The organism is uncultured Shimia sp. (genome assembly GCF_947498095.1).
In the GTDB taxonomy this organism is placed as follows: Bacteria; Pseudomonadota; Alphaproteobacteria; order Rhodobacterales; family Rhodobacteraceae; genus Shimia.
The window spans coordinates 74,376-96,322 of record NZ_CANMJE010000005.1 but is presented as its reverse complement, the minus strand read 5'-3'; the positions used below and the strand labels follow the sequence as shown (position 1 = coordinate 96,322).

22 protein-coding genes are annotated in these 21,947 nt (G+C 56.1%); 4 read left to right on the top strand and 18 right to left on the bottom strand.

Translation table 11 applies throughout. From position 1 onward, the window contains the following. Positions 1 to 777 (bottom strand): tRNA pseudouridine(38-40) synthase TruA, encoded by a 777-nt coding sequence (gene truA, locus Q0932_RS10610; protein WP_299352218.1) that lies wholly within the window; start codon positions 775 to 777, stop codon positions 1 to 3. 112 nt (positions 778 to 889) lie between these two features. Between truA and Q0932_RS10605 the strand changes: the two genes are divergently transcribed. Together Q0932_RS10605 and Q0932_RS10600 are read left to right on the top strand one after the other, a co-directional pair. Then, positions 890 to 2,305, top strand: coding sequence for a YcjX family protein (locus tag Q0932_RS10605; RefSeq protein ID WP_299352215.1), 1,416 nt, complete (start codon positions 890 to 892; stop codon positions 2,303 to 2,305). Beyond that, complete coding sequence (locus Q0932_RS10600) at positions 2,302 to 3,297, top strand: TIGR01620 family protein (protein ID WP_299352212.1); 996 nt, start codon at positions 2,302 to 2,304, stop codon at positions 3,295 to 3,297. The genes Q0932_RS10605 and Q0932_RS10600 overlap by 4 nt, the downstream gene beginning before the upstream one ends. On the opposite strand, the gene Q0932_RS10595 is transcribed toward Q0932_RS10600, so the two are convergent. Next, positions 3,292 to 3,705 carry a group III truncated hemoglobin gene (locus Q0932_RS10595; protein WP_299352208.1) on the bottom strand — a complete coding sequence of 138 codons (414 nt, stop codon included), beginning with the start codon at positions 3,703 to 3,705 and terminating at the stop codon, positions 3,292 to 3,294. The two genes, Q0932_RS10600 and Q0932_RS10595, sit on opposite strands and share 6 nt — an antisense overlap. A gap of 247 nt (positions 3,706 to 3,952) precedes the next feature. Between Q0932_RS10595 and ileS the strand changes: the two genes are divergently transcribed. Next, positions 3,953 to 6,862: an isoleucine--tRNA ligase gene (gene ileS / locus Q0932_RS10590; RefSeq protein ID WP_299352205.1), complete on the top strand. Its 2,910-nt coding sequence runs from the start codon at positions 3,953 to 3,955 to the stop codon at positions 6,860 to 6,862. A 120-nt stretch (positions 6,863 to 6,982) separates the two neighbouring features. Continuing rightward, positions 6,983 to 7,435 carry a methylated-DNA--[protein]-cysteine S-methyltransferase gene (locus tag Q0932_RS10585; protein ID WP_299352202.1) on the top strand — a complete coding sequence of 151 codons (453 nt, stop codon included), beginning with the start codon at positions 6,983 to 6,985 and terminating at the stop codon, positions 7,433 to 7,435. Here Q0932_RS10585 and Q0932_RS10580 read toward each other — a convergent pair. From Q0932_RS10580 to Q0932_RS10505, 16 genes are all read right to left on the bottom strand, one after another. Then, positions 7,432 to 8,124, bottom strand: coding sequence for a CDP-alcohol phosphatidyltransferase family protein (locus tag Q0932_RS10580; RefSeq protein ID WP_299352199.1), 693 nt, complete (start codon positions 8,122 to 8,124; stop codon positions 7,432 to 7,434). The genes Q0932_RS10585 and Q0932_RS10580 overlap by 4 nt on opposite strands. Positions 8,125 to 8,208: 84 nt before the next feature. Then, positions 8,209 to 9,024 carry an NAD(P)-binding domain-containing protein gene (locus Q0932_RS10575; protein WP_299352196.1) on the bottom strand — a complete coding sequence of 272 codons (816 nt, stop codon included), beginning with the start codon at positions 9,022 to 9,024 and terminating at the stop codon, positions 8,209 to 8,211. A gap of 96 nt (positions 9,025 to 9,120) precedes the next feature. Further along, complete coding sequence (locus tag Q0932_RS10570; protein ID WP_299352193.1) at positions 9,121 to 10,428, bottom strand: ATPase; 1,308 nt, start codon at positions 10,426 to 10,428, stop codon at positions 9,121 to 9,123. Positions 10,429 to 10,531: 103 nt separating this feature from the next. Further along, positions 10,532 to 11,065, bottom strand: a complete 534-nt coding sequence (locus tag Q0932_RS10565; RefSeq protein WP_299352189.1) for a prepilin peptidase — start codon at positions 11,063 to 11,065, stop codon at positions 10,532 to 10,534. 12 nt (positions 11,066 to 11,077) lie between these two features. Further along, on the bottom strand, positions 11,078 to 11,926 hold the full coding sequence (locus tag Q0932_RS10560) for a tetratricopeptide repeat protein (RefSeq protein WP_299352186.1): 849 nt from the start codon (positions 11,924 to 11,926) through the stop codon (positions 11,078 to 11,080). 32 nt (positions 11,927 to 11,958) lie between these two features. Next, on the bottom strand, positions 11,959 to 12,519 hold the full coding sequence (locus Q0932_RS10555) for a tetratricopeptide repeat protein (protein WP_299352182.1): 561 nt from the start codon (positions 12,517 to 12,519) through the stop codon (positions 11,959 to 11,961). Between the two features lie 13 nt (positions 12,520 to 12,532). Beyond that, positions 12,533 to 13,486, bottom strand: a complete 954-nt coding sequence (locus tag Q0932_RS10550) for a type II secretion system F family protein (RefSeq protein ID WP_299352642.1) — start codon at positions 13,484 to 13,486, stop codon at positions 12,533 to 12,535. Positions 13,487 to 13,508: 22 nt separating this feature from the next. Beyond that, positions 13,509 to 14,477 carry a type II secretion system F family protein gene (locus tag Q0932_RS10545; protein WP_299352179.1) on the bottom strand — a complete coding sequence of 323 codons (969 nt, stop codon included), beginning with the start codon at positions 14,475 to 14,477 and terminating at the stop codon, positions 13,509 to 13,511. 5 nt (positions 14,478 to 14,482) lie between these two features. Next, positions 14,483 to 15,937 carry a CpaF family protein gene (locus Q0932_RS10540; protein WP_299352176.1) on the bottom strand — a complete coding sequence of 485 codons (1,455 nt, stop codon included), beginning with the start codon at positions 15,935 to 15,937 and terminating at the stop codon, positions 14,483 to 14,485. Positions 15,938 to 15,952: 15 nt separating this feature from the next. Then, complete coding sequence (locus Q0932_RS10535) at positions 15,953 to 17,215, bottom strand: AAA family ATPase (protein ID WP_299352173.1); 1,263 nt, start codon at positions 17,213 to 17,215, stop codon at positions 15,953 to 15,955. A 216-nt stretch (positions 17,216 to 17,431) separates the two neighbouring features. Continuing rightward, positions 17,432 to 18,070 carry an OmpA family protein gene (locus tag Q0932_RS10530; protein WP_299352170.1) on the bottom strand — a complete coding sequence of 213 codons (639 nt, stop codon included), beginning with the start codon at positions 18,068 to 18,070 and terminating at the stop codon, positions 17,432 to 17,434. A gap of 14 nt (positions 18,071 to 18,084) precedes the next feature. Beyond that, the gene (locus Q0932_RS10525) at positions 18,085 to 19,482 is read right to left on the bottom strand and encodes a type II and III secretion system protein family protein (protein WP_299352167.1); all 1,398 of its coding nucleotides are present in this window, start codon (positions 19,480 to 19,482) and stop codon (positions 18,085 to 18,087) included. A 192-nt stretch (positions 19,483 to 19,674) separates the two neighbouring features. Beyond that, positions 19,675 to 20,535 carry a Flp pilus assembly protein CpaB gene (gene cpaB, locus Q0932_RS10520; RefSeq protein ID WP_299352164.1) on the bottom strand — a complete coding sequence of 287 codons (861 nt, stop codon included), beginning with the start codon at positions 20,533 to 20,535 and terminating at the stop codon, positions 19,675 to 19,677. A gap of 185 nt (positions 20,536 to 20,720) precedes the next feature. Then, complete coding sequence (locus tag Q0932_RS10515) at positions 20,721 to 20,915, bottom strand: hypothetical protein (protein WP_299352161.1); 195 nt, start codon at positions 20,913 to 20,915, stop codon at positions 20,721 to 20,723. Positions 20,916 to 21,056: 141 nt separating this feature from the next. Further along, positions 21,057 to 21,236, bottom strand: a complete 180-nt coding sequence (locus tag Q0932_RS10510; RefSeq protein WP_299352158.1) for a hypothetical protein — start codon at positions 21,234 to 21,236, stop codon at positions 21,057 to 21,059. 271 nt (positions 21,237 to 21,507) lie between these two features. After that, positions 21,508 to 21,687, bottom strand: coding sequence for a hypothetical protein (locus tag Q0932_RS10505; RefSeq protein ID WP_299352158.1), 180 nt, complete (start codon positions 21,685 to 21,687; stop codon positions 21,508 to 21,510). Positions 21,688 to 21,947: the final 260 nt, after the last annotated feature.

The window sequence follows — 21,947 nt, the reverse complement described above, 5'->3', positions numbered from 1 at the left end:
TTAGTGTTCTTGGGAAAAAGGGTCGTCTGGATAGCCGACACCGGCAAGATAGAGGCCCTGAGGCGGGCAAACTGGACCACAAGCGGCCCGGTCTGCCGCGTCCAAAGCGGATTTCACGTCCTCGGGCGCCCAAGAACCGGCCCCCACGCGTTCCAGTGTTCCAACAAAGCTGCGCACCTGATTGTGAAGAAATGATCGTGCCCGCACATGAAAGTGGATTTCGGGACCCCAAGGCGTGTCGATCTCTTCGATGTCAAGCTGGTCCAGTGTTTTGACCGGGCTGGACGCTTGGCAGATCGAGCTGCGGAACGTCGTAAAGTCGTGATGGCCAAGCAGATGATTGGCACCGTCTTGCATGGCTCGCGCGTCCAGTGGCTGATTGACCCGCCACACCAGCCCAGCAAGATGTGTTGCTGGCGCCCGTCGCATCAGAATGCGGAACAAATACCGCCGCTCAACAGCGGAAAAACGGGCGTGCCAGTCTTCGGGGACCTTGGCGGCATCCACGATGGCCACTGGCAGAGGTTTTAGGTGGTGGTTCAAAGCCTCGGACAGTCGAAACGGATCCCAGTCCTTTTTCAGGTCACAATGGGCCACTTGAGCCAGACCGTGCACACCTGCATCTGTGCGACCGGCAGCGGCAATGGTGCGATGACCCGGCTCTAACTTGGCCAGCGCGTCCTCGATCGCACCTTGCACCGAAGGCTGATCGGCCTGTCGCTGCCAACCGGCAAAAGGTTTGCCGTGATATTCAACTTTGAGCGCTATTCTGGGCATGGCCTGTGGGTAGCGGATTTGTTGCCAGAGGGGAAGGTGTCGCGGCTTCTCCCCCCTAGCAATGCGCTCATGCGCTGCATAGGTTCACAGGTGAGTATTCAAGGAGGCCCTTTTGGTCATTTCTTCTCTGGCAGACACGGTGACGCGCAGCGTTGAAGCGGTGGGCGATTCGATTTCCGAGGCGTTGTTTGAACCTGTGATCCGCCTTGGTGTGACCGGGCTGGCGCGCTCGGGAAAGACCATGTTCATCACGTCGCTGGTAGCCAATCTGATGGATCGCGGTCGTATGCCGGGTCTGATGGCTCAAGCCGAAGGGCGGATTGAAGCCGCCTATTTGCAACCGCAGCCTGACGACACTGTACCCCGGTTCGACTATGAAACCCATTTGGGCGCACTGACGTCGGCCGAACCTCGCTGGCCGGAAAGCACCCGGGCCGTGAGCGAATTGCGATTGTCGCTCAAGGTTCGCCCCTCTGGATTGCTGGGTGGTCTGCAAGGCCCACGCACAATACATCTGGATATTGTCGATTATCCGGGGGAATGGCTGCTGGATCTTGCGCTGATGGACAAGACTTATGATCAGTGGGCCGACGATACGCTGAGTTGGATGAACGGGCGCGCAAGCGCTCAAGGCTTCATGGAGCGCGCGCGGGATGTAGACCCGAATGCCCGGCATGACGAAACCGTCACTCAGGATCTGGCGAAACGATTCACCACCAGTTTGCGCCAGGCCCGAGACGAGGGGCACTACCGCTGCACGCCAGGTCGTTTCTTGTTGCCAGGGGATCTTGCAGGGTCGCCCGTTCTGACCTTTGCCCCAATCCCAATTGATGGCGCGTCCCGTCGCGGCACACTTCACCGTGAGATGGAACGTCGGTTCGAGGCCTACAAATCCAAGGTCGTGAAACCGTTTTTTCGCGACCATTTTGCCCGCATTGATCGGCAGGTTGTTCTGGTTGATGCGTTGGGGGCAATCAACAAGGGGCCGCGTGCGGTTAACGAAATGCGAGACGCGATGTCCGAAATACTTACGGCCTTTCGACCCGGATCAAACGGGTTCTTGGCGCGCCTTTTGCGGGGTAAACGGGTGGAGAAAATCCTGTTTGCGGCGACCAAATCCGACCATTTGCATCATTCCCAGCATCCGCAAGCCAGTGCCATCATGCAGTCGTTGACCCGCGATGCAGCGGATCGCGCACGGTTTGCCGGAGCTGGAACACATGCGTTGGCCTTGGCGTCGGTGCGCGCAACCACAGAGACCACGCTCACACATGATGGCAAGACGTTGGAATGTGTGCAGGGGCGTTTGCTGGACACTGGCAAGAACGCGGCGTTTTATCCCGGAGCCTTGCCCAAAGATCCCAACCACCTGTTGACCCCGGCGCGCGAAGGCGCGACCAGCTGGCTGGATGAGGATTATCAGGTGATGAGTTTTGCGCCGGCCCGGCTGACCCTGAAGCCCGGCGAAGGCCCACCGCACATTCGTTTGGACAAGGCAACAGAGTTTCTGATCGGAGATCGACTATGACCAAAGGCCCGGTTCTGATCGACCTGGACACCGAAAGCGCGCCCAATGTAGCAGAGGCGCCGCCGGTGCCGGACTTGCCAGATAGCCTGCCAGAAGGGCAGGCGATGCAGGTGGCCGCGCAATTGGCGTCACGTCGCCCTTCACGGTTGGCGCGTTGGTTCTGGAGCCTTTTGGGCCTGATCCTCACAACGGTGATTTCGATCGCCGCGTGGGATTTTGTGACCGGTCTGGTGGCGCGGTCACCAATTCTTGGTGGCATTGTTACAGCTTTGGTGGGTGTGTTCCTGATCGTTGCGCTGGCCATGATCCTGCGGGAACTGGCGGGTTTTGCCCGATTGCGCCGTGTTGATGCGTTGCGCGCCGGGGCGGACGGCGCCTTGGCTTCTGGGAACATGTCCGATGCGCACCGGGTTTTGGACCAGCTGACGCGGCTCTATGCGAACCGTACGGATACGGCTTGGGGTCGCGAACGGGTGCAAGAGCGCAAGGCCGATTTGATGGATGCTGATGCCTTGCTGGGATTGGTAGAAACCGAGATTTTGGTGCCGCTGGATGCAGCCGCGCAGCGCGAGGTCGAGGCCGCAGCTCGCCAAGTTGCGACGGTCACTGCCTTAGTACCTTTGGCGTTGGCCGATGTGGTCACAGCGTTGACCGCCAATATGCGTATGATTCGCCGTATCGCGGAGGTTTATGGCGGGCGAGCCGGAACCTTGGGCAGCTGGCGCCTTTTGCGCGCCGTGATGACGCATCTTGTGGCCACAGGCGCTGTTGCGATCGGCGACGACATGATCGGGACGTTGGCTGGTGGGGGCGCCTTGGCCAAGATCAGTCGCCGCTTTGGCGAAGGTCTTGTGAATGGTGCACTGACAGCGCGTGTCGGTGTTGCCGCGATGGAGGTCTGTCGCCCGTTACCTTTCTCCACCGTCAAACGCCCTGCAGTTACTGGATTGGTCCAACGCGCGCTTACCGGGTTGTTTTCCAAGGCCTCATAGCAGCGATGGTGGCTGATCCGCGCGCCTGTCGCGGGCCTCAATGCCAAAGCGGAAACCGTCGCCAATACGGTGCGCGAGGTTTGAAAACGCCAATGCGCTCTCGGCTGGCAAGAGTTCAGTTAGGGTTTGGTCAAACAGTTCCAGCCAAACTGTAAAATGCTTGGTCTGGACCTTTGGACGTTCTAGATGCACCCGCATGGGCTGGCCGTCATAACAGCGCTCTTTCAAGATCGCATTGCGCCAGAAACGGGTGATTTTCTCCTCATGCGCGGGCCAATCCTCGGGTGCAATATGTGCGGCAAAGACGGGGCCCAACTCGGGATGTTGACGGACACGGGCATAGAAAACGCCGACCACTTGGTCAATTTGATCGGCTGTGATGTCAAACATCTGCAAAGGGTTGGCCATGCGATCTCCGTCTCTTGAGTTGCCTCATCAGTTGGCACGTTGCTCCGACCAGTGCAAGGCCGTGCCATTGTGCCTTTACGCCCCATGCACACAGGCATATAAGGCAGCGCATGACACGGATATTCGCGATCATTATTCGAATTATCAGCCCGGCGCTCTGAACCAGACGAGCCGCCGGGACAAGGCGTATGAAATACCGCGCCGACCCATAAAATCATGATCCGAACTTTGACGAGGACGCCAAAAGATGTGCGCCGAGACCCCTGACTACAAATCCACGCTGAACCTGCCGAAAACCGATTTTCCGATGCGCGCAGGTCTGCCCAAACGCGAACCCCAATGGCTGGAGCGCTGGGCCGAGATCGGCATCTATGACCGCCTGCGCGAGAAAGAGGGCCGCGAGTCCTTTACGCTGCATGATGGCCCACCCTATGCCAATGGTCATCTGCACATCGGCCACGCACTGAACAAGATCCTCAAGGATATGGTCGTGCGCTCGCAGCAGATGATGGGCAGGGACGCGCGCTATATCCCCGGTTGGGACTGCCACGGTCTGCCAATCGAGTGGAAGATCGAAGAGCAATATCGCAACAAGGGCAAAGATAAGGACGAAGTCCCTGTCATCGACTTCCGGCAGGAGTGCCGCAAGTTTGCCGAGGGTTGGATCGATATCCAGCGCGATGAGTTCAAGCGTCTGGGTGTGACCGGCAAATGGTCGAACCCCTATTTGACCATGAACTTTCATGCTGAACGTGTGATTGCCGAGGAATTCATGAAGTTCCTGATGAATGGCACACTGTATCAGGGCTCCAAGCCTGTGATGTGGTCGCCGGTGGAAAAGACCGCACTGGCCGAAGCTGAGATCGAGTATCACGATCACAAGTCTCACACGATCTGGGTGAAATTCCCGGTACAAAGTGCCGTGGAACCCACCGGTGCACGCTCGGGGCTCTTGGGCGTCAATGTGGTGATCTGGACGACGACGCCCTGGACGATCCCTTCGAACCGCGCCATCGCGTTCAACCCGGCGCTGTCTTATGGCCTCTACAAAGTTACTGAGGCGCCCGAGGGCAACTGGGCGCAAAAAGGCGATCACTATCTCTTGGCCGACAATCTGGCCGAGGACGTGATGAAGTCTGCCAAGGTCGACGAGTATATCCGCAAGCGTGACGTCACCGCGGCCCAGCTGGACCTGTTGGTCTGTGCGCACCCGTTGAACGGTGTCGAAGGTGGCGCAGGCGAGTGGGATTATAACGTCCCGATGTTGCCGGGTGACCATGTGACCGATGATGCCGGTACAGGCTTTGTTCATACGGCACCAAGCCACGGGGCCGACGACTATATCCTGGGCGTAAAGCACGGGCTTCAGATGACTCACAACGTCATCGAAGATGGGTCATTCCGCGCGTCCTTGCCTCTGTTTGGTGGCGAAGTCATCATTACGCCCAAAGGCAAAGAAGGCGGCGCCAATACTGCTGTTATCAATGCTCTGGCCGGGGCTGGTGCCCTGATCGCGCGTGGTCGTGTAACGCACAGCTATCCACATTCTTGGCGCTCCAAAGCTCCGGTGATCTTCCGCAACACACCGCAGTGGTTTGCCGCGGTTGATCGTGAGGTTGAAGACGGTCAGGACGACTATGGTACGACAATCCGTGAACGCGCTCTGACCTCGATCGACAAGCTCGTGAAATGGACACCACAGACCGGACGCAACCGACTCTATTCGATGATCGAAGCACGCCCCGATTGGGTTCTGTCGCGTCAACGCGCCTGGGGTGTGCCGCTGACATGCTTCACCAAGAAAGGGGCTCTGCCAACGGACGAGGATTTCCTGTTGCGTGATCCGGCTGTGAATGCACGGGTTGCAGAAGCATTTGAGGTTGAAGGGGCTGATTGCTGGTATGCCGAAGGAGCCAAAGAGCGCTTCCTAGGCAACGACCACAATGCGGACGATTACGAGCAAGTTTTTGATATTCTTGATGTTTGGTTTGACTCTGGTTCAACCCACGCCTTTGTTTTGCGCGATCGCGAAGACGGGTCCGACGATGGGCTGGCCGATCTCTATCTGGAAGGCACTGACCAGCACCGCGGGTGGTTCCACTCGTCCATGCTGCAGGCCTGTGGCACCAGAGGGCGCGCGCCGTACCACGGAGTTTTGACGCACGGATTCACGTTGGACGAGAAGGGCAACAAGATGTCCAAATCGCTCGGCAACACCATCGTGCCCGAGAAGGTTGTCCAGCAATACGGCGCAGATATCCTGCGTCTTTGGGTGGCTCAGACAGACTATACCAATGATCAGCGGATCGGGCCGGAAATCCTGAAAGGCGTGGCAGACAGCTATCGGCGACTGCGCAACACAATGCGGTTCATGCTGGGGGCGTTGGGTGAGTTCACCGAAGCGGATCGGGTTGATCCGGCTGAGATGCCAGAGCTGGAGCGCTGGGTTCTGCATCGCCTGGCGGAGCTGGATCACAAGGTTCGCGAAGGTTACAAAGCCTACGATTTCTCGGGCGTGTTTTCAGCCGTGTTCAATTTCGCCACAGTGGATTTGTCGGCTTTCTACTTCGATATCCGCAAGGACGCGCTGTATTGCGATGGTGACACACTGCGCCGCCGCGCAGCGCGGACCGTGTTGGACATCCTCTACCACCGTTTGACCACATGGCTGGCCCCGGTTCTGGTGTTCACCATGGAAGAAATCTGGCTTGAGCGGTTCCCGGGGGACACGTCGTCCATCCACCTTGTCGATATCCCGGATACGCCTGCCAATTGGTTGAATGAGCCCCTGGCAGCGAAGTGGTCACAGGTGCGCGACGTCCGCCGGGTGGTTACTGCAGCGCTGGAAGTACAGCGGACAGACAAGGTCATCGGCGCCTCGCTCGAGGCTGCACCGGTGGTGCACGTGCGCGACCGTGATGTTTTGGAGGCCCTGAAATCTGTGGCCTTTGACGATGTGTGCATCACCTCTGCTATACAGCTGTCAAATGATCCGATGCCTGCCGAAGCGTTCCGTCTGCCGGAAGCCGAAGGTGTGGGCGTTGTGTTCGAAAAAGCCGAAGGTGAAAAATGCCAGCGTTGTTGGAAAATCCTGCCAGATGTTGGAACCCACAGCCATGAGGCCGTTTGCGGTCGGTGTGACGAAGCATTGGGATAAAAGGGAATCGGTTTGTCGCCCCCCGCGGAGGGGCGCGGCAAACCGGCCCCGCACTCCGAAAGATGCGCAAATTCAGACGTCCCGCTTGCGGGGCGTTTTTTTGTGGCGCAGGGTGGGGATATGTTTGAAACGACAACTCAAAGCCCGGTTGGACTGTTGCGCATCACCGAAGAGGATGGCGCGATCACTCGCGTCAATTGGGGGCGAGGGCGGCAGGATGACTCGCCGCTATTGCGACGTGCAGTCGAGCAATTGGATGAGTATTTCGCCGGGACGCGCGAGGCATTTGATCTACCGATGCACGTTGCCGGGTCAGATTTTCAGCGTGCGGTTTGTGACGCGATGAGCGCCATTCCTTTCGGATACACCAAGACCTACGGAGAGATTGCCAAAGATCTCGGCGTGCCTGCGCAAGCGGTGGGGCAGGCGTGTGGGGGCAATCCAATTCCCATCATTGTCCCGTGCCATCGGGTCATGGGCGCCAAGGGTCTAACAGGGTTTTCCGGGGCTGGGGGTGTGGAAACCAAAGTGGCGTTGTTGCGCCATGAGGGCGCAGGTGGTTTCTTAATCTAAGAGCGTTCGGGAAGGATCTGTTGCGCGACGCCCGCAAACAGCAGGTAAAGCGACGTCACGACCAGGCCCCAATGGGCCCAGCTTTCCGGGTGGAAATCCACCCACGCTGCCCAACCTGCAAAAAACGTCCATGCCAGCGCCATCGGCAACGACACCCAACGCCAGCGTTCTGTGCGCACAGGATGGATGAATTTCAGCGGAAGAAACATCGAGACCGCCAGTGCAGAAACAATTACGAAAGATACCCAGAAGTTTGGCTCTAACGCGAAGATAACAAGCACCACCATGTTCCAGCATCCCGGGAAGCCGGAAAAGGAATTATCTTTTGTTTTCATGCGTGTATCGGCGAAGTACATAGCGCTTGCAAAGGTGATGACGATGATCGCAAACCATCCGGTCCAGCCATCCATCAACCCGGATTTGAACAGGGCAAATGCCGGGATAAACACATAAGTCAGGTAGTCGATGATCAGGTCTAGAAGCACCCCATCAAACTCGGGTGCGTATTTCTTGACGTGGTACTTGCGCGCCATGGGGCCATCCAGCCCATCCACGAAAAACGCGACGACCAGCCAGAGGAACATGAGGCTCCAATTACCGTCAACGGCGGCCAGCATAGAGAGCATGGCAAAAACGGCGCCGGTTGCAGTAAACAGATGAACGGAGAGGGCACGAGCTTGAGGTGTCATGCACGTGTCATGCAGGAAAACGGTGCGCGGCGCAACGCCGGGTATTTATTAAGATGTCAGATCTCCACGCGAAGAGACATCAACTCAGCGCTGCGGTCTTTGCCGCAAAGCCCGAATGGTCGCCTGAACCACTTCGGGCAGGCTGGTGTCGGCACCTTCGGGCGCTGCATCCAATGCGCTGGCGACATCCTTTGTCAAAATGCCGATTGTGTTGTCATCCTGCCAGCCATCTCGAGAGAATTCGATGTCGTCAAATCCGGTTGCGAGCCAGTTTTGTCCTGATGACGTGTGGATCAGGTTCAACAGTTTTGCTTCATCGAGATTAGCCCGATCTGCCCATTCCAAGACAAGGCGCGTCATGGCTGTGTGCGATGCCGCCAACATGTTGTTCAGAACCTTGGCCTGCATGCCGGCGCCATAGCCGCCCATGCGATGAAAGTGTGCACCCATGGCGTCAAACAGCGGTTGGTGGGCATTAAGAACGGCGTCTTTGCCACCCAGCATGAAGGACAATCGTGCCTCTTGCGCGGCAATGGCAGCACCGGACATCGGGGCGTCGATCATGGTGATGTGTGCGGGGATTCTTGCCCTCAGATCCCGGACGTATCGCGGTGACAGCGTAGAGGACAGGATGATCGTTTGCAGGTTGGGCGCGTTTGCAAAAGCTTGCGCCCCAAAGAGTACGTCTTCGGTTTGTGAAATATCCCGCACAACCGAGATCAGAATGCGCAAGCTTTCTGAAAACCCCTGTCTGGAACGCATCTTAGGCGCCATTTCACTGAAATCCTTTGCGGGGCGCACATCGTAGCCGATTGCGTCAAACCCCGCCTGGATCAATGAGGCCAGCATCGGACCGCCCATGCGGCCGCATCCAGCAACGCCAATCCCCGTCAATTCCATAGCAAAACTCCAACAGCTTTTTTGGAGCTTAATTGTGGGGGATCGGACTGGAAAGGATATGTGGGTAGGTCGGACAATTTTGTCCGACCTACGGGATCAATTCACGATATGCTCGTCCTTGACGAACATGTTCGCCCAAGCGCGGTCTATCAGGTCGGGTGTCATCTGATAGGGAATCCCTTCGAATTCGCAGATGGAAATCATCTGGTCGATCAAAAAGACGGGCTGATAGTTGGCATAGACATTTTCGATCGTCGGGTATTTCTTTTTCAAGAGATGGATCAGGGCAGACTCGTCCAGTGGCATGCCTTTTTTCTTGGCGACCAATGCAAAAATCTTGAGGAAGTTTTCCTGATTTGGTCCATCGATTTTGATCTTGTAGAAGATCCGACGCAACGCAGCCTGGTCAAAGATTTCATTGGGGTGGAAGTTGGTTGAGAAGATCACCAGCGTATCAAACGGCACTTCGAACTTTTCACCCGATTGCAGCGCCAGAATGTCTTTGCTTTCTTCCAGCGGAACGATCCAGCGGTTCACCAGCGCTTGCGGGGGTTCTTCCTGACGACCAAGGTCGTCGACGATAAAGATGCCGCCAGTAGATTTCAGCTGCAGCGGCGCCTGATAGGTCCGCGCCGTTGGGTTGTAGACAAGGTCCAGCATGCTCAGCGAGAGTTCACCACCTGTGATCACGGTTGGGCGGTCACATTTCACATAGCGGGTGTCGAACCGGGCAACGCGCCGCAGAGAGCTGGGATCCTGTTCATCACCTTCGGCCTTAGAGTGAACGATCGGATCATACACTGTGATGACCTGTCCGGCGTATTCGATGGCGCGCGGTACGTAAATCTTGTCACCCATCGCATCGCGGATGCCGTTCGAGATCGAAGATTTACCGTTGCCGGGTGGTCCGTACATCAGAATGGAACGCCCTGAGCCGACAGCTGGGCCGAGGTGGTCCAACAGGCTGTCAGGCAAGATCAGATGACCCATCGCATCGGTCAATTGTTTGCGGGTTACCTGAATGTTGCGGATAGATTGGCGTTTGATTTGCTCGCGATACACATCAAGCGGTACTGGCATAGGGCCAAAATATTCGGATTGTGAGAGGGCGTCCAAGGCACGGGCTTTGCCGGCATCGGTCAATTGATATCCCATCTCGTTGCCGCTGTTGGCGTTGAGTGTGCCAGTGGCCTCGAGAAACCGTTGTTCGCGGGCCATGTCGATCAGTTGTTGAGTCACCGCCGTTGGCAAACAGACGGCCGCCGCCACGTCAGACACCATATCCACGTTCTTGCGGAACATGGTTTTCAACAGGATGTCGCGCATCATCACGACGGGCAGTTGCATTTCTTCCAAACGTTTTGGGGCCGGAGGGGCCATCACGTTGCCGGTTTGCATGTTCATCAGGGCGACCTCGATCTCGCACAGGGATTGATGTACCGGGGTCAAAAAGACACAGATCACCCGGAGTGTTCCGGCCCTTTAGACACTAGAAAAATGGCAATAATCAGGCCCCGGCAAGGAATCCGCGCAAGAGATAAGCACAAAGTGCCAGCCCCAGGCCCGTTCCCATTGGCAACGTCATCTGCTTACCCCCGCCAACCGAGTTTGGATCGTCGGGATTGCGCATGCGCCAGGCCGCCCAGTCAGGCGCAACTTTCCAGATCGGCGAATACCGCGCAATCAGCGTCGCGACCGTCGCCGCCATGATCGCTGCAAACAGTATCCACAAGGCAATGGCGGCGTCTTGGGGATCAATGAACAGCGCAATCACGGCTGCGAATTTCACGTCCCCGGCGCCGACCTGACGGGCCATCCACATGATGAGGCCAATGGCGAAAACCACAGCATAATTCGCAAACCGCCACAGGAACTCCTGAAATGGAAGCTGTAAAAGCCCAATGACAACAAAGACAAAGAACAGCAACCAAACGACCTTGTTGCTAATCTTTTTGAACTTCATGTCCGCGTAGAAGACATAAAAGCAGATCGGAGCGACCGGGATCAGGAACCACAGCGCCGTTGTAGCGGAAATATGCACCGGTTTTGTGCCTCAGCTGCTCTCGAGCGCTCTCAGGGACCGAACGGCTGCCTCAAAGTGTTGCGGGTGAGTCTCAATGGCCTCGCGCAACAGCGTTTTTCCGGTTTCCGTGTCGCCTTGCTTGATGGCAGACAGGGCCAGAGTGTGCAGCAATTGCGCCCGCTCGGTCTGGTCCATCGGCACGACGGGCAATGTGTACTTGCGTTGAGCACCACGGGCGAGAACCATGTTGTTCTTGGCCGTGAACAAGGAGCTGTCGTTGCGAATTGCGTCCCCAAACAGGCGCTCGGCCTCGGCGTAATCACCGCGTGTCAACTTGGAGTAACCCCAGTTGTTGATCACGCTCGCGGGGCGCGTGGTCAGACCAACGGCGGTTTCATAGTAGCTGTCTGCCTTGTTCCACTCTTTGTTGGAGTCGGCGATCATGGCCTCAAGCCGATAACGCTTAAAGGTCTCATGCGTTGGCGGGATCGTATCAAGCGTTTTTTCCGCTTCTTTCCAATCCCCGGCACGGATCTGAGCGTCCGCCAGATCGACCTGGTCCACATTGGTGGACTCTTTGTGTTTCACGACTGTTTTCCAAGCCGGAACCGCTTCGGTAAAACGCCGGGCGCGCACCAAGGACAGCGCAAGCCCGCGCTGAAGGTCAATGCGATCCGGGTTTTCTTTCAGCGTTCGTTGGAAGTAACTGACCGCTTCATTGGGATCAGCCACTGTCAACATCACGTCCGACAGGTTTGTTTCATCAATCGCGTTCACGTCCTGCAACGCACGTTCAACAGATTCATCCTCAGTTTCGCTACAACCAGCGACCACGATGGCACCGGTCAGAAACAGGGATACAAGAATGGGATGGCGCATATTTCTGCGTCCTTTTACTGCTCTTGCCTCGTCTATGGTGTTGTTCGGATCAGGTAATCTCCGCCACCTCTCCGCACCAATTTGTATTCTGAATTGCCATCATCATAGGATGGATTTTCCATTTTTGCGAGTGCTAAGCGCAAATTATCGCGAATTGAGTCACTTTCGCCATTGTCGAGGGCATAAGCCTTCTGAAAAATCTGCACTGCTTCGCTATAATTGCCGCGTTCCATCAGGATCACGCCTAGGTTGTTCCACGTGTCGGGTCGGGTCTCATCAAGGTCCAGCGAGTCCCGAAATTGCTTTTCAGCTTGACCCAAACGACCTAACGCAAGGTTGGCCCAGCCCACGGATGTCAGAATTTCAGCGGTGATGCCTTGCGCCGCAGCGGCCCGGTAATAGGCTTCGAGCGCCAGTTCATATTCCCCGGCATCCATAAGGCGATCCCCTACTTCAAGCCCGTCGACAGCGGCATTTTTTGAGGTGCCGGTTGGTGCATAGGGGTTGTCTTTGGACGTGCCAAGGCCGCCCGTATTACAGGCGGCCAGGGTCATGATCAGACCCAGTATCGCCAGGGTCTTGGCGGATTGCATCGTTTTTGTGTCTCTACTGCCCGAGCTGCGTAATATTGTGCACCGACGGGCCAACCAGAATGATCAGCAGTGGCGGTACTGTGAGCATCATAGTGGCAAGCGTCATCTTCGTTGGCAACTTGTTTGCCGCCTCTTCAGCACGCATCACACGTTTATCCCGCATTTCTTCGGCATAAACCCTTAGGGCGTCCGCGATAGAGGTACCAAAACTGGTCGATTGGATCAGAACTGTCGTGAACGAGGCCACATCCTGAACGCCGCATCGCTCACCCATGTCTCCCAGAACGGCGGACTTGTCCTTACCAGCTTTCATTTCATAAGAAACGATTTCAAATTCGTCTGCTAGAGATGGGTAAGAGGCACGCAGTTCTCGTGCCACGCGCACGATCGACTGATCCAGAGACTGTCCGGCTTCCACACAGACCAGCAACATGTCCAACGCGTCGGGGAAACCTTGGGTGATTTCCTCTTTGCGGGTCTCGACACGGCGGGTCACCCAGTACTTTGGCAAGAAATACCCAACAGCACCCGGCCCGAGAATACTAAACAACGTATCCTGAGTTGAAGCGCCAGTTCCGGCCTTGGTCATCATGAAATACGCGACCCCACCGATCAGGCCAACAACACCCAACAGCATCTGCGCCAGGTGGAACGCCCGAACAGCATCGCGCGACTGATAGCCGGCCTGCATCAGTTTCAGTTTGATCCCGGCCAATTCTTCTTCGTTTTGTGGTTCGAGGAAGGTTTTGTACTTGGCCAGTTTCTCATTCGATGACGCACGACGCAGCTTTTCTTTGCGGTCGTCGCGTTTGCCACCACCGCCCGCTTCATTGCGTTTCAACTTATCCAGCGGATCTTCGCGCTGCCTGATCATTAGAGGAATGGTCGCGAGCACCATCAAAAGCCCGAGTGCGCCAACAGCGATCACCGGTCCAAATGGGCCAAGAGTATTGGTAAGCAAGTCCATCATGGGTTTGGCTCCTTAGGTCTCAGACCTTGATGTCCGTCAGCATGCGCATCACGAACAGGTTGGCAGCCAGGAAAAGGCCGACGGTGATACAGGCGGGGATGAACAGCGAGTGGGTCATCACTTCGTCATAGTAATGCGGGTCGCTGAGGTTGATGAAAATCAGACAGCCAACTGGGAAGCCCGACAGGAACTTGCCCGACCACTTGGCCTCGGCGGTGATTGCTTTCACGCGGCGGAACAGGCGGAAACGCGCGCGGATCACTTTGGACAGGCCAGCGAGAATTTCGGCGAGGTTACCACCTGACTGCTGCTGGATGGTCACGGCGACCGCCAGAAAGCGAAGGTCTTGCATGTCCAGGCGCTCGGCCATTTCCTTCAGCGCTTCACCTACGTCACGGCCATAGGCGCTTTCGTCGGCGATCACACCAAATTCCGTCGCAAGCGGATCTTCGATCTCTTTCGCAACGATCTGGATTGCCGATGTAAACGGGTGGCCCACACGCAGTGACCGCACCATCAGTTCAATGGCATCGGGCAATTGCTCTTCGATCTTTGACAGGCGTTTGTTGGCCTTTGTGCTGACCCAGAAATAGACGCCACCGATACCCGCGATCAGCGAGATTGCGATGTTCATCGTGGTGCCGGTGGATGTGCCAATAGTCAGGGCAAAGAATGAAAGAATGGTGACAGCAACCATGATCAGCATGAGTTGCTTGGGCGTAAATGCGATGGCCGCTTTCTGGGCTTTGCTGGCCAGAATGGAATACAACGGGATGGATAGAACCCTGTTGTGCTGCTGCATTTCCTTGCGCAGCTGTTCCAGCACCTCTTCGCGGCGCGCACCTTTGTCGAGCATTTCGAGGCGGCGATTGACGCGGCTATTCAGGCTGATCGAGCGGCCAAAAACCGTCAGATAGACGCCCTCAACCAGTACGACGACGCCGATAAAGATCATTCCGTAGATCAGAAGTTCTGGGCTAAATGGCATGTCTCTTACCCCGCTGTCGGTTCATAAATTTCGGCAGGCAGATCATATCCCCAGAGGCGGAAACGCTCGGAGAAGTGGCTGCGGACGCCGGTGGCCGTGAAGTGGCCCATGATTTTGTTGTCGGGACCAAGCCCGGTGCGTTGAAAGCGGAAGATCTCTTGCATTGAGATGACGTCGCCTTCCATGCCGGTGATCTCTGTGATTGAGGTCATGCGGCGTGACCCGTCTTGCAGGCGCGACGCCTGAACAATCAGGTTCACAGCTGAAGAGATCTGAGACCGCACAGCCTTGAGCGGCATTTCAATACCTGCCATCGCGATCATGTTCTCAAGACGCGCGATACCATCGCGCGCGTTGTTGGCGTGGATTGTGGTCATTGATCCGTCGTGGCCGGTGTTCATGGCCTGCAACATGTCGATTACTTCTTCGCCGCGGGTCTCACCCACGATGATCCGGTCCGGACGCATACGCAGAGCGTTTTTCAAACAGTCGCGTGGCGAAACTTCGCCCTTGCCTTCGACGTTGGGCGGGCGGCTTTCCATCCGACCCACGTGCGTCTGTTGCAACTGGAGCTCCGCTGTATCCTCAATCGTGAGGATCCGTTCGGCATTGTCGATGAAGGATGACAGCGCGTTTAGGGTCGTGGTTTTACCTGAGCCCGTACCACCCGAAACGATCACGTTCAGTCGTGTCGCGACGGCGGCCTGAAGGTATACGGCCATCTCTTCCGAGAACGCACCGAAACTCACCAGGTCATCGATGCCCAGCTTGTCCTTTTTGAACTTCCGGATTGAGACCAGCGATCCGTCAACGGCAATCGGAGGTACCATTGCGTTGAAACGCGACCCATCCTGAAGACGGGCGTCAACATAAGGATTTGATTCATCGACACGACGGCCAACAGCGGACACAATCTTGTCGATGATCCGCAAGAGGTGTTTTTCGTCTTTGAACGTAACGTCCGAGATTTGCAGTCGGCCTTCTCGTTCCACAAAAATCTGTTGCGGGCCATTGATCAGGATATCGCTGATGCTTTCGTCTTTCAAAAGCGGCTCGAGCGGGCCAAGACCTGTAACCTCGTCATAGAGTTCCTGATTAAGCGTCGAGCGCTCGTCGCGGTTTAGAACGATCGCACGTTCTTGCAGAACTTCGCTGGCGATTGCGCTGATTTCATTGCGCAAGTCGGATTCCGTGGCGGATTCCAGGGCAGAAAGGTTGAGATTGTCCAGCAATTCACGATGCAGCTCAAGCTTGATCTCTCCCAGACGTTCTTTGCGTTTGCGCTCTTTGTCTGCGGGGGCTGCCTGGGCCGATGTCTTTGGCATCGGTTTGCGCATCGACACCTTTTTGATCGGCGCCGCAACCCCGGCTTCTGCTTGTGCAGTCGCTTCGGCCTCAGCGGGGGCAGCTTTAGCCTCTACTGGCTTGGCGTCTGTTGGTTTTTTGTAGCGTGAAAACATGTAAACCCCCTTGTTTTACGCGGCTTGTGGATCGGATTGATCCAAATCGTTCAGGCTTTCTGCGAGCTTCACAATTTCTTTGCGAAGTGGATTCTTTGACGCCGATGTTGCAAGCGGCAATCCGTGATCCGAGCCTTGCATCACCTGACGTCCGCCGTCTGGCAACAAGAGTTCGATGGTTATTCCAAGGCTCTCGCCCAGACGTTTTACGCGGCTTTTGCCGGCAAGGTCGGTAAACTTCGGTGCGCGGTTCAGCACATAGCGGAGCTTTTCAAACGGAAGGTCCTCGGCCTGCAGCGCGCGCTTCAGGCGCATCGCATTCTGGGCTGAGCGCATGTCGATTTCGAGCGTAGCAAAATACACATGTGCCGCGGTAAGAACGGTTTCTGACCACTGCACCAGTGTCTTGGGCATGTCGACGATCACATAGTCATAATGACGGCGCGCCGTTTCCAGGATGCGTTCAATGTCTTCGGGTTGGATCAAGTCCAAAGGGATCATATCCGTGGGCGCTGTGAGGACACTCATCTTGTCTTCGAATTGCATCAGGGCTTGGCCAAAGCTTTCGCTGTCCATGCTCTCGGTGTCTGAAAGCAGTTCAAAGACAGTCTCGCGGCGTTGCAAGTCCAGGAAGGTCGAAACAGATCCGAACTGGAAATCCAAATCAATCAGGCAAACTCGCGGGGGATTGTCTTTGCGAACATTGGCGAGCTCCCAGCCGAGGTTCACGGCCAAAGTCGTGGCACCAGTGCCGCCGGCCAAACCATGAACCGCGAGAACAACGCCTTCGCGGGAATGAGATCCACTTTTTAGCGATACAGCTGCGGGCGTTTCTTCCTGAATTTCGGGTTCCGGAGCCTCAACAACTGCGGGACGGCGCAAGCGTTCGATGGCTTCGGCGAGTTCACCCTTAGGAAGAGGGTAGGGGATGAATTCATCCGCGCCGTGGCGCAGCAACTTGTGCAATGATGCAGGTGTGACGTCTTCGGCGATTAGGATGGTGCGAATGCCACGCGATTTGGCGGCGTCGATCACTTCCATGAGCTGTGCAAGGTTGTCTTCGTCGTAGTCGTCGATCGCCAGCGCGACGAACTCAAGGCTTTTGGCGTCCGGCTGGTCGAAAAACATTAGCGCATCGGTAAAGCCAAGGTCACCCCATTGTTCACCCAGTGCCGCTTCCATGTCGACGATCAGAAGTTCAAAATTCTGAACGTCCCGACATACAGTGCATGCCAGGATAGGGCTTTGGTCTTCTTGAATGGTTGCGTCACTCGTCATATCAGCCTCAGGTCCTTTTTTATCAGGTCCCTGGATGCGTTTTCGGAGATTGGCTGCACACACTCGCGGCCTGTCCCGTCATCCAAGGAACCCACGCCCGACTCAAATCGGACGCACTGCTACCTTTGGACTGAATTTCACCCTAAACTTGGGCAACATTGGGGCCAAAAAACCGAAATTGTGCGGAATCTTGCGACGATAAGGGCCAATCGGCCCTTATTCAGATGTCTCGAAATCGCTGCCGGCAATGCCGGTCAGACCAGTTGGTGCCGTCGCGCTGTTTACGTATTCACGATAGACGATTTCAGCGTACTTCCCGTCCATTATGGAGGGGTGACGTTTCACAAAGCCCGTCACCTCGGTCACAGTGCGGCGATTTTTACGTTCGCGGCCCTGAGAGACGATAAGTGGCTGAGTTTTGCCACGGGATACCACGGCCTCAAGACGGCTCCGGTCAATGCCTTGACTGGTCAGGAAACGTACCGCGGCGTTGGCGCGGCGTTTACCGAGGTTGTAGTTGTATTGGTCCGAACCAACGGAATCGGTGTGACCATAGACCCGGAAGCGTACTTCGGGAAATTGGCGGATCCACTGGGCCTGTTGGCGCAGGATTGCCCGTGCCTGTTCATCCAGCTGTGCACTGTCAAACGCGAAGTTCACGGTCGAGTTGACCTCGGTCGCGAAGCGATTTGCCAGGCCAATGACATAGTCTTTTTCGCCGGATTGGATTTGCTGATTGTTGATCGTGGCATAGCCAAAGTTGCCACGATCCAGCGTGCCGCCAGCTTCTGGGTAGCTGTCCCAGTTGCAGGCGCTGAGTGCGATCAACGAAACGGATGCGATGACGTGTTTCATGGTTCTCACTCCCCTCAGTCCATTACGTAGCCATAAGAGCCATTGAAGTCTTGCTTGGCGACTTCACCGGCGGCGCCCGTCGTTGGGCGTTTTTCCTTGGCAACTTTGCCATAGAGGAACAGGTCTTTTTCACTTGGCGGTTTCACGCGGTCTGTGGGAAGGGCCAATGCCTCGCCACGGGTTGGTGTCACCAGATGCGCGGTCACAATGATAACCAGTTCAGATTGGTCACGCTGGTATTCTGCACTGCGGAACAGCGCGCCCAGGACTGGAATGTCACCGAGCCATGGGATTTGGCCGTTGGCATCTTGGAAATCATCCTGCAACAGCCCTGCGACCGCAAAGCTCTCGCCATCGCGCAGTTCAACTGTTGTCGAGGTTTCACGGCGCCGGAAGGCAGCGATCGAGAATGTGCCATCTTCGTAAGCGTTGGATGTGTCGATTGCCGACACGGCGGCTTCGAGTTCCAGATTGATCAAGTCGCCGTCCACAACACGTGGAATAAAGTTGAGTTCCACACCAAAAGGTTTGAATTCAACAGTAACTGCACCGTTTTCCTGGCTAACCGGGATTGGGTATTCGCCGCCTGCAAGGAACTTGGCCTCTTGGCCGGACAGGGCGGTCAGGTTTGGTTCAGCAAGTGTGCGAACAACCCCTTTTTGTTCAAGGGCTTCCAACAGAACACCAACTTCCAGTGACCCGATGTCAAAAGTAAAGCCTAAGGCACCCAAAGTGCCTTCGCGGTAGGTTCCAGCTGTGCCTGCAGCAATACTGCCTAGCAACGAGCCGGTTTCAGCAAAGCCACTGCCACCTTGGGCAACGATAGAAGAGCTGAGCGCTTTTGAGACAGAGCGCTGCATTTCGGCAAAACGCACTTTGAGCATCACCTGTTGGATGCCACCCACGGTCATAAGGTTCGACACCCGCTCGGGGGCGTAACGTTGCGCCAGATCAAGCGCGCGTTGCTGGCGCTGAATGCTGCTAACCGTACCCGAAAGCACAATGCCATCATTGGCAGTACGCACTTCGATTTTTTCGTTAGGCAGTACCTGGCGAAGACGCTCTTTGAATTCGCTGATGTCTGGTGCGACGCGAACCTCTACATTTGTAATAAGACGTCCGGATGCATCCAGAAGCGTCAGCGTCGTTGCGCCGGGTGCTTTGCCCAGCACGTAAATTGTGCGATCCGAAAGTGAGGATATGTCTGCTATCCCCGGGTTCGCGATTGAGAGTTCCGCAAAGGGAACGTCGCTTTCTACAACCACCGCCCTGTTCATGGGGACACTGAGAACCGAGTCGGTTCCGTTACGTACGACGCGCAAGCTTTCTGCCTGCGCAGTCGAATACACTGCGGGAAATACGCCAATGGCCAAGCCCAAGAGGGCCGCGCCGATCATTCTACGATATGTCATGTGACCTGCCTTTTTGATCACGCCTCGGGTGTGGATCTTTTGCCCACTCTTGCAGGCACTGTGCGCCAAAACGAGTTTCATTGCAAGAATCAATGACTTCCGGGTCGAATCTGATGTGTGTCTCGGGCAACAGGCGCTGAAACGGCAAAGGGCGCCAGCATCTGTGGCGCCCTGCAAGTTCTTGAAACTGCGTCAGTTTGTGCACGGGATTGGAATGAGCACGACCTCGGCCCCTTTGCGGGTTCGAATGGTGCATTCCTTTTGTTCCTCAACTTCCACAGCAACTTCGGCGCGTTCAATGCCCAACAAACTGCGTTGGTCGACTTCGATGGCCTTGGCGACAGTATCGTCCGTTGCACCAACCAATGAGAGCGACAAGGTTCCGGTCGATTGTGCCTGCGCCAGCGCTGCAACCTGCTGCGGCGTTGCCGCGACCGTTACCGTACGAGCGACCTGGCCTTCTTCGACGTCTTGGTTCGCTGTTTGGTCAATGGCGATCAGGTCGACACCGGCTTCGATCAGCTTGGTGACCTCGTCATTGCCCAAATCTGAGCCCGAACCTTTAACGCGTCCTGTCCAATAGACGTCAACGCGGTCACCGGGACGCAAGAAGCCGGATACGCCAGAAGCCACATCAACTTTGATTGCGAAAGCGCGCATACCGCGTTTCAGGCGCGTTGTCAGTCCGGCCTCTTCACCAGGCTTGGTAACTTTGACCGCAAGAAGCGCCTCTTTTGCTTCCATCGCGCGCACAACATGGCGAGGGCGGTCCTCGTTCACCGGGAACAGGTCTTCGACTTTCAAGAAGGCGCCTTCTGGAACGGCTTGTTTTGGAAACTTGACCAAAGCAACGTCTTCCTTGGTGATCCTCTCACCATAGGCCAGCGTACGTTTTGCGACAAAGAGCTCAACTGTTTCGATGGCGGGTTTGCTATTGGCCCGCTCTCTTTCGAGTGCCGACTCGAAACCCGAAATGTAATCTTGTGCCAAGTAGACGGCGAAGCCCGCGAGGCCAAGCCCGACCAAAAGCACCAAAGCAAAAATCATGCGCATGGCTGCTACCTCTCATTTGATTGCAGGGCTGTTTACGGCACCTGCTCGCTATATTTCTGAACTCACCCTGCCGAAGTATTATGGCGAAATAGGGGTGGATTCTGGTTGGTTTAGGGGCCAACTCGCCCCCTTACGTCCAAAAAAGAAACCCCGCACTAGGCGGGAGTTCTTAGGGAATTGTTGGTTTAGTCCCCAACACCGTCAGAAATGGTTTCGCCCGTAGACGTCGCCAAGCCGACTGCTTCGGTCTCAATCAGCGCCATCGCTGTGATGCCCAAGCCAACAACGGCCGCGGTGATCACGACCCAATCGACGGTTACAGCGCCGCTCTCACTGTCGCGGAAATCTGTCCAAACGGGTTTCTTTATCTCGTTAGTCATTTGACACCTCAAAAACCTAGGCCCCCTGGGTCTTCGGTTTTCCCCATTTTCCGCACAAAAAGCATTACGGCGGAAGCACTGGTACTTCACAAAACGGGCCGCGCCGAAGATCGGCACGGCCCAAAAGCCATTGGCGTCGACTTAGAAGTCGTCTTCTGCCGAGATGGCACCAGCAGCGGCCGAAGCCAGCGACTTGGTGTTGGTCTCGATGGCAGTGTAAGCTGCAACGGCCAGGCCAACAACGGCTGCGGTCAGTACAACCCAGTCAACAGTTACGGCGCCAGCTTCGTCTTTGCGGAAGTTTTTGATAAGTTTGATCATGGTTCATCCCTCCAAAGGATAGTTCAGTTTCTCTCCTCACCAGACCGGGCAAATTGGTGGGCCTCATGCCCGTGTCCGACTTGGTATGCAGCAAACATCACCCGGAATTGGGGCGTGAATGGGGCAGCATTCGTGCGATTTCAGTACGTTTTGTCGTTGGTTTCGTGAACGACACCAGAGGCCTGAAAGGCTTGAGACACTGAAATCCAGGCAGAAAAAAGACCGCGCCGGCAACCGACGCGGTCCTTGTACCGGTTAATCCGGCGTCGACTTAGAAGTCGTCTTCTGCCGAGATGGCACCAGCAGCGGCCGAAGCCAGCGACTTGGTGTTGGTCTCGATAGCTGTGTAAGCTGCAACGGCCAGGCCAACAACGGCTGCGGTCAGTACAACCCAGTCAACAGTTACGGCGCCAGCTTCGTCTTTGCGGAAGTTTTTGATAAGTTTGATCATGGTTCATCCCTCCAGAGGATAGTTTAGTTTCTCTCTTCACCAGACCGGGCAGTTGATGGGCGTTTCATTCTGGCCCGTGTCCGACTTGGCATGCTGCGAATATCGCTTGGGAATGGGGCGTGAATGGGGCGGCAATCGTGCGATTTCGGTACGATTTAGCGAAAGATTTGTGGAGATCTGCAAGAATGCTGTCCGCTTAGACAGCAAGCTTCAGACAAAAAAAGACCGCGCCGGAAACCGACGCGGTCCCTGTACCGGTT